This window comes from Vibrio sp. Vb1018, from assembly GCF_033338775.1.
Lineage (GTDB): Bacteria > Pseudomonadota > Gammaproteobacteria > Enterobacterales > Vibrionaceae > Vibrio > Vibrio alginolyticus.
Genome location: NZ_JAWOTI010000045.1, coordinates 1 through 8,717, shown reverse-complemented (window position 1 = coordinate 8,717; position 8,717 = coordinate 1). Strand labels below are relative to the sequence as shown.

Annotated in this window: 7 protein-coding genes and 1 pseudogene; all 8 read right to left on the bottom strand. The window is 46.5% G+C overall.

The window, feature by feature from the left end:
- Positions 1-218: pseudogene (locus R7Z10_RS23490) on the bottom strand (cell division protein FtsZ); the annotation flags it as partial.
- Positions 219-248: 30 nt separating this feature from the next.
- On the bottom strand, positions 249-1,511 hold the full coding sequence (ftsA, locus tag R7Z10_RS23485; protein WP_005372946.1) for a cell division protein FtsA: 1,263 nt from the start codon (positions 1,509-1,511) through the stop codon (positions 249-251).
- Positions 1,504-2,286, bottom strand: a complete 783-nt coding sequence (locus R7Z10_RS23480) for a cell division protein FtsQ/DivIB (protein ID WP_005387393.1) — start codon at positions 2,284-2,286, stop codon at positions 1,504-1,506. Before R7Z10_RS23480 ends, ftsA begins: the two co-directional genes overlap by 8 nt.
- Positions 2,287-2,478: 192 nt before the next feature.
- Positions 2,479-3,936, bottom strand: a complete 1,458-nt coding sequence (gene murC, locus R7Z10_RS23475; RefSeq protein ID WP_005387395.1) for a UDP-N-acetylmuramate--L-alanine ligase — start codon at positions 3,934-3,936, stop codon at positions 2,479-2,481.
- 23 nt (positions 3,937-3,959) lie between these two features.
- Positions 3,960-5,027, bottom strand: coding sequence for an undecaprenyldiphospho-muramoylpentapeptide beta-N-acetylglucosaminyltransferase (murG, locus tag R7Z10_RS23470; protein ID WP_054728485.1), 1,068 nt, complete (start codon positions 5,025-5,027; stop codon positions 3,960-3,962).
- Complete coding sequence (gene ftsW, locus R7Z10_RS23465) at positions 5,014-6,210, bottom strand: cell division protein FtsW (RefSeq protein WP_005372933.1); 1,197 nt, start codon at positions 6,208-6,210, stop codon at positions 5,014-5,016. The genes murG and ftsW overlap by 14 nt, the downstream gene beginning before the upstream one ends.
- Before the next feature lie 18 nt (positions 6,211-6,228).
- A complete protein-coding gene (gene murD, locus R7Z10_RS23460; protein ID WP_017821485.1) occupies positions 6,229-7,542 on the bottom strand; it encodes a UDP-N-acetylmuramoyl-L-alanine--D-glutamate ligase in 1,314 nt (437 codons plus the stop codon).
- Positions 7,543-7,581: 39 nt separating this feature from the next.
- Entirely contained in the window at positions 7,582-8,664 is a 1,083-nt protein-coding gene (gene mraY / locus R7Z10_RS23455) for a phospho-N-acetylmuramoyl-pentapeptide-transferase (protein WP_005372931.1), read from the bottom strand.
- Positions 8,665-8,717: the final 53 nt, after the last annotated feature.

Here is an 8,717-nt window from a genome sequence, read left to right as displayed (position 1 = left end):
GCACCTGCACCCAGACCTTTAGTGATATCACCACCGATCTGAATTACATTGCCAACGCTTGTCTTACGAAGTGCTTGCGCATCAGTGTTGACGCTGATGAATTCCACACCTTCGATGGATTCACGCACCATGTGTTCAACGGCGTTACCACCGCCGCCACCAACCCCAACGACCTTGATTACTGCATCGTCAGACATTTCCATCATCGGTTCAAACATGTGTTGTCTCCGTTTATCCTGCAACTCAGGTTAAAACTCTTTTTGTATCCAGTTACGCAATTTATCGAAAAAGCCAGTTACAGATGAGCGTTTAGGTTCATTATAATCGCTATCGTCGCTAGACTGCATGTCTCTTGCGTAATGAAGTAATCCAACTGCCGTAGAATGGTACGGCTCTTTTACATAGTCAGTTAATCCGCTGACTTCGAGCGGTTTGCCGACCCTTACTTGATTGCGGAATACGCGTTCCGCACATTCTACCACTCCGTCCATTTGCGCAGCACCGCCGGTGAGTACAACTCCCGCAGCCAGATGGTGCTTGATACCCTCTTCGCGCAATTTTGCTTGTACAGAGTCGATAGTTTGGTTAACCAGTCCCATAAGCTCAGAGTAGCGTGGCTCAATCACTTCTGACAACGTTTGACGTTGCAGGCTACGTGATGGTCGTCCACCTACGCTTGGTACATTAACCGTGTCATCCTTACTGACCAGTTCACTCAAAGCACAGCCATATTTGACTTTTATTTCTTCAGCATCGCTCACTGGCGTGCCAAAAGCAAAAGCAATATCACTGGTTACAGCATTTCCTGCGTACGAAAATACTTCTGTGTGACGTAACGCACCGCCAGTCCAGATGGCCACATCCATCGTGCCGGCGCCAATATCAACCACACAAACTCCAAGCTCTCTTTCATCCTCGGTGATTACTGCATTACTAGCAGCAAGCCCAGAAAATACGAGTTGTTCTACTTTAAGGCCGCAGCGTTCTACCGCCTTAATAATGTTGCGTGCCATGTCATTATGGCATGAGATAAGGTGGACACTCACTTCCATTCTTACCCCAGATAAACCAAGCGGATTTTTGATTCCTTCTTGGTAATCAATGGTGAACTCTTGCGGGATCACATGAAGAATTCGCTGTTCATCACCGATTTTAATCGATTTTGCGGTATGGATAGCGCGATCCATGTCTTCTTGAGACACCTCTTCATCAGAAATCGTGCCCATACCTTTTTCAATTCGGCTTGCGATATGCTTACCAGACAACGAAATGAAGACTCGGCTGATCTGGCACTCTGCCATTAATTCAGCTTGATCAATTGCACGTTGTACTGATTTTACAACCGACTCCAAATCATTCACGCCACCTTTATCCATGCCGCGTGAGGGGCTACTACCTGCGCCAATAATATTAATTTGACCGTCTGGTAAAACCTCACCCACTAGAGCCGATACGGTTGCAGTGCCTATATCAAGACCAACAATAATGTTGTCATCAGCGGCCTTAGTCATCTGTACTCTCTTCTAACTCTTGTTCAGGAAACCAACCAACTGCGGCTCCTGTATCGTACCTAAGATCGATATAACTGATTCTTTGCGTGTCACTGCCAAGCTTGTTATAGAGCTTAAAAAAGCGCTCTATACGCTCAAGAAGAGACTCTTTACCGAGCTCTAATCGAATACCGTTATCAAGGATGATTTGCCAAGCTCGTCGCTCGTTTAATACCAGAGACGATATCGCTAAACCCAATTGCTGAAACTTAGGACTCAAATCACGGTAAGTCTGTAAGACTTCCGGTCCGCTATCTTTGGGTCCGTACAGCTTCACTTTTTCTTCTTGCAACAGAGCAACATCTCCATCAAAAACGAACCCGTTTTTATCTAACAGTTCGTTGCCATTCCAAATGGCTTCTGGTTGATGCTCCGTCAAAAAAACTTTTACTGTATCCGGCCACTGCTTTCGGATTGCGGCATGCGCTACCCATGGCAGAGCTTCGACACTTTGCTGTAATACATCAATATCCTGGGACATAAATGTACCGATGTGATCGATTCGACTAAATGCAGCCTGCACATCGTCAGCTTGGACATACTCCAGTTTCCCCTGAAGTACTATTTTGGAGAGAGGTAACCTTTGGTCATCCCACATCCAACTGATCGCCGCGTACAAAACAGAACTAATTAAAGTCACAACCACAACGAAAAATAACGCACCCAAGATTTTTTCTTGGCGACCACGGTTGTTACCCGTGTTTGGTCGCTCGTCATTCAGTGCAATATTCAACAACGTCTTCGTTTCCTGACTTTTGTCGTGTACTTTTTACCCATATAATTACGCAGAGGTAAAAGTCTTGACTTTAACCTTGGGATTATACTGAGCTCTTGTAAACTATCAAACACTGATAGCAATAAATCACAATGATATTGACGCAAAATCGAGATCTGAGTCTTTATCTGTCCTTCGCATCAACAATATGTGTCAGCCAAGCATCTTGTTTATATTCAATTTAAGACCTGCCAGCTGTTTCGCCACTTTACCAATATCACCCGCACCTTGCGTTAAGATTAGGTCGCCGTCTTGTATAACGTTAGCTAAAACTGAAGGTAATTGCTCGATTTCTGGAACAAAAATCGGGTCTACCTTGCCTCGGCTGCGAATTGTGCGACATAAAGCGCGCCCATCAGCACCTGCAATCGGCTTTTCACCCGCTGCGTAAACATCCAGCATGATCAATACATCCACCTGTTCAAGCACATTCGCGAAATCATCGTATAAATCACGAGTACGGCTATAACGGTGCGGTTGGAAAATCATCACCAAACGCTTGTCTTGCCAACCACTGCGTGCTGCATTAATGGTTACATCCACTTCTGTTGGATGATGGCCGTAATCATCAACAAGCATTGCATGGCCGTTGCCAGTATCAAACTCGCCAAGGTGATCAAAACGTCTTCCCGTACCTTGCGTACCAGCCATTGCCTTTAGGATCGCATCGTCTTCAATGTCATCTTCAGTAGCAACCGCAATCGCAGCAGACGCATTCAATGCATTGTGACGACCTGGAATATTCAGCGTGATATCTAAGTTAGCTCGCCCTTTACGTACTACCGTAAATTTGCCTTGCTGCCCCTCTTGACGATAATCTTCAATACGTACGTCGGCATCTTCAGAAAAACCGTAAGTTATCACTTGACGACTAATACGTGGGATTAACTCTCGAACCACAGGATCATCAATGCAAACAATTGCTTGGCCGTAAAACGGTAGATTATGAAGGAAATCGATGAAGGTTTGCTTTAAGGTTTCAAAGTCACCACCATAGGTATCCATATGATCGGCTTCGATATTGGTAACAATGCTCACCATTGGTTGCAAGTGCAGGAATGACGCGTCACTTTCATCTGCCTCTGCAATTAGAATACGACTCGAGCCTAGACGCGCATTTGTACCTGCGCTTTTCACCAAACCGCCATTCACAAACGTTGGATCAAGACCGGCTTCAGAATAGATTTGAGTAACAAGAGCGGTCGTCGTGGTTTTACCGTGTGTACCCGCAACGGCAATACCGTGACGGAATCGCATCAATTCAGCCAACATCTCTGCGCGGCGTACAATAGGGATGCGTAATTCACGTGCCGCCATCACTTCTGGGTTTTCTTCGTTGATCGCCGTTGACACAACAACCACACTGGCTTTTTCTACATTACTGGCTTGATGACCAATAAATACCGTCGCACCTTTTGATACCAAACGCTCTGTCACAGCGTTCTCTGATAGATCAGAACCTGTGATTTGGTAGCCTTCGTTCAACAGCACTTCTGCAATGCCGCTCATGCCCGCACCACCAATACCGATGAAGTGGATGGATTTCACGCGGCGCATCTCTGGCACCATTGCGCGAATCTGAGCTAAGTCTTGTGTATGTTGGATTGTCATCAATTCTATTCTCAATAATTCGGTTAACGCTTTTCGGTCAAAGCGACAATGGCTTGTGCGACAACTCGGTCAGCATTCAATTTTGCAGCGCCACGCGCTTGCTCAGCCATTGTAAGTAAAGCTTGGCGATCCAATTGTTGGATCTGCTGAGTCAGAGACTCAACGGTTAAATCTGGTTGTTCAATCATTTTCGCCGCGCCGCAATCCACCAAGTGGTCTGCATTAAGTGCTTGCTGGCGGTCTTTGTGCATGAATGGAACAAAAATAGCGCCTACACCTGCCGCCGAGACTTCAGAAACGGTTAACGCTCCAGAGCGACAAACTAAAAGGTCAGCCCATGCGTAAGCTTCTGCAACGTCATCAATGAATTCCATTACTTCTGTATTTACCACACCATTAGCTTGGTATGCTGCATTCACTTCTTCGGCGGCACCTTTGCCCGCTTGATGACGAATACAGTAATCTTCGCCCAATTTCGACATCACTTCTGGCAGAGTTTGGTTAAGAATACGTGCGCCTTGGCTGCCACCCATCACCAAAATGCGAATTGGACCTTGGCGCTCTTGCATGCGCTCAGTTGGCGCTGCTAATTGAGTCACGTCTTCACGAACTGGGTTCCCAACCACTTCGGCATTTGGAAAAGCGCCTGGGAAAGCCTGAAAAACCTTCTTAGCGATTTTCGATAACCATTGGTTCGTTAAACCTGCTACTGCATTTTGTTCATGCAGAACAACAGGAATGCCACTCATCCAAGCGGCAATACCGCCCGGGCCGCTAACATAACCGCCCATACCAAGCACTGCGTCTGGCTGCCAGCGTTTCATGTGAGCACGAGCCTGCATAATGGCATTGATAATTTGAAATGGTGCTGCAAGAAGACGTTTAACGCCTTGACCTCGTAACCCTTTCACTTTGATAAAGTCGATTTCAATGCCATGTTTTGGCACCAAATCCGCTTCCATTCGATCCGCCGTACCTAACCAACGGATCTCCCAACCTTGCTCTTGAAGCTGTTTTGCTACCGCCAAACCTGGGAATACGTGACCGCCAGTACCACCAGCCATCACCATCAAACGTTTATTTTGTTTCATTAGCTTGTTGTTCTGATTGTTGTTGCTCGCGTTTCAAGCGGCATTCGTAATCGATACGCAGTAATATGGACACTGCGACGGACATAATTATTAGACTAGAACCACCATAACTGATGAGTGGAAGTGTTAAACCTTTTGTTGGAACAATACCGGCGGCAGCTCCAACATTAACCAAGGTTTGAAACGCAAACCAAATACCAATTCCGAAAGCCAGATAACCTCCGAACATTTCGCCTTCTTCAAATGCACGCTTGCCGATGTAAACCGCTTTTAGCACCAAGCTAAAAATCAGCATTAAGACCAGCACTACGCCTACGAAACCAAGCTCTTCAGCAAGTACGGCAAACACAAAGTCGGTATGCGCTTCCGGTAGATATTCCAGTTTTTGAATTGAATTACCGAGACCTTGACCGAACCATTCACCACGACCAAACGCCATCAAAGACTGAGTCAACTGATAGCCACTGCCAAATGGGTCTTCCCACGGGTCAAGGAAGGAGGTTACTCGTCGCATACGGTATGGCTCGACGAGAATCAAACCTACCACAGCGCCGATACCTGCCACCATCAAGGCGAGAAACTGGGTTAGTTTTGCACCTGCGATAAAAAGCATGCCAAACAGCGTGACCAGCATCACGACCACCGTCCCCAAGTCTGGCTGACCAAGTAGTAATACTGCGAAGAAGGCAAACACCATGATTGGCTTCATAAAGCCACCAAAGAACGTTTGTCGTACTTCGTCTTGCTTTCGAACTAAGTAACCAGACATGAAGATAAACAGCGATAGCTTCGCGACCTCCGCTGGCTGAAGGTTAAACAGCCCGAGGGGAATCCAACGAGACGCACCATTAACCGACTTACCCGCCAAGAGCACGATGATCAACAGTGCGAAAGAAGCCCAAAGTAAGTAATGGCTCTTCTTAAACCACTCTTGCAAAGGCACTTGCAAAATAACAGCGGAGGTCCCTAACGCCAGCACGAGAAACGTCGCATGACGAAACATAAAGTGGAACGGCTGTTCCGTTAATCGAGAGCTGATTGGAAATGATGCAGAGGTTACCATGACCAAACCAGTCAACATCAAACCCAGTGCAATCCACACTAACTGACGATCAAACATCGCCTCTGGGGCTGGATGCTTGAGCCAATTGCCAATACTGCGTTTAACGTTACCTAAACCCACGAAGTGTGTAACCTTTAATTATGCATATTTCTGAGCAAGAGCAGCGAAAGCATCACCTCTTGCCATAAAGTTGTCGAATTGATCAAAGCTAGCACATGCAGGAGACAGCATCACCATATCACCTGGTTTTAACTGCGAAGATACTTGTTGAATCACATCTTCCATAGTGTCGAAACGTATTGCAGATTCATGCAGTGGCATAAATTCATCGCCATCAGCGCCAAAGCAACACAGTTGCAAGTTAAGCGTCGCGAAGATCGGTTTTAATGGCGAGAAGTCAGCACCTTTGCCAACACCACCAACGAGTAAGTAGAGCTTGCCTGTCGATTCCAAACCAGATAGCGCAGCCATAGTGCTGGCAATATTAGTTGCTTTAGAGTCATTCACCCATTTGACGCCTTGATTATCCGCAACCACCTGGCATCGGTGTGTCAGTCCCGTGTAATTTTTAAGTGCATTCAATGCTTTGTGATAGTTTACGTCCGCAGCTTTTAATAGCGCTAAAGCAACCAGAGCGTTAGATAAGTTGTGCTTACCAACCAACTTAAGCTCATCACTTGCGACAACTCGTTGACCGTGATCGAGCAGCCAAGTACGGTTGCCATCCACCTCGAGACCAAAGTCCTGATTGTCGCTGCCAAATGTCACCAATGGCATCTCTGCGTCTGGGAAGGTTTCTTGATCATCACGGTTCACGACTGCAAGAGCAGCATGGTTAAAAATACGCAACTTAGCTTGTCGATAGTCAGACATGCCTTGATAACGATCCATATGATCTTCAGAAAGATTCAGAAACGCAGCGGCTTTGAGCTTTAAGCTTGACGTCGTTTCTAACTGGAAGCTCGAGAGTTCGAGTACATATAGGTCTGCGTCTTGTTCTAACAAATCCAGTGCAGGCACACCGATGTTACCACCAACGCCAACATCCAAACCTGCAGCCTTAGCCATCACACCTGTGAGGTCGGTTACTGTGCTCTTACCGTTTGAGCCCGTAATCGCAATCACCGGTTTCTGCACCGCCCAAGCGAATAACTCGATATCACCTACTACTGCCGTACCTTTTGCTAATACGGCTTGGATCTCTGGTGTCGCTAGCGCAATACCAGGGTTGGTCACGATAAGATCCGCGTCAGAAAGCCAGTCTGTATTCCAACCACCACTATGCAGTTGAACACTTTCCGGCAAGCGCTCTGCACCGGGAGGGTTTACACGAGTATCAATGACTTTGACCACAAGTTGTGGCTGATTTTTTCTTAGGTGTTTAACGACAGAGAGCCCGGTAATACCGAGCCCTACGACGACAACACTATGTATGTTTTGCCAACGTTCCATATTTGATCACACTGTAAATCTTGTTCTTGGAAAGCGCGATTAACGCACTTTCAATGTCGCAAGACCAATCAGAACAAGAACCATAGAAATAATCCAGAAGCGCACGATTACGCGAGGTTCTGGCCAACCTTTCAATTCGTAGTGGTGGTGAATTGGTGCCATACGGAAAATGCGCTGACCACGTAATTTGTAAGAACCTACCTGCAGGATGACTGATAGCGTTTCCATTACAAATACGCCACCCATGATCACCAACACCAACTCTTGACGAACTAGAACAGCAATGGTGCCCAATGCACCGCCAAGCGCTAGTGAGCCCACATCGCCCATGAACACTTGTGCTGGGTACGTGTTAAACCACAAGAAACCAAGGCCTGCACCTACGATTGCTGTACATACGACAACTAACTCAGAAGCATGTGGTAAGTATGGTATATGAAGGTATTCAGAGAAGTTAACGTTACCGGTCGCCCATGCAATAACCGCGAAGCCTGCTGCAACAAGAACCGTTGGCATGATTGCCAAACCGTCTAGACCATCAGTCAGGTTGACCGCGTTACTTGTACCTACAATGACAAAGTAAGTCAGAATGATATACATCAAACCAAGCTGCGGCATGATGTCTTTAAAGAATGGCACCACTAGCTGAGTTGCTGCTGTGTCTTTACCGTAAGCATACAATGCGAAAGCGACGACAAACGCGATCAACGACTGCCAGAAGTACTTCCAACGCGCGATCAAGCCATCGGTATTTTTTCGCACCACTTTACGATAATCATCAACAAATCCGACCGCACCGTAGCCAAGTAAGACTGTCAGTACCGCCCATACGTAAGGGTTGGATAAGTCTGTCCATAGCAAAATCGTGATTGAGATGGCCGCTAAGATCATGATACCGCCCATTGTTGGGGTACCACGCTTACTAAAGTGAGATTCAGGACCTTCGTTACGCACTACCTGACCAATTTGCAGCATTTGCAAACGCTTGATCATGATTGGTCCCATCCATAATGACAGACCTAGAGCGGTTAATACGCTTAGGATTGCTCGAAAAGACAAGTATTCAAACAATCGGAAAAAAGACAGGTATGGCTGTAGCAGCTCGGCAAGCCAAATAATCATTAATAATACTCCTTCAAAGCAGCAGCGACTTCAAACATACGTGCACCGTTCGC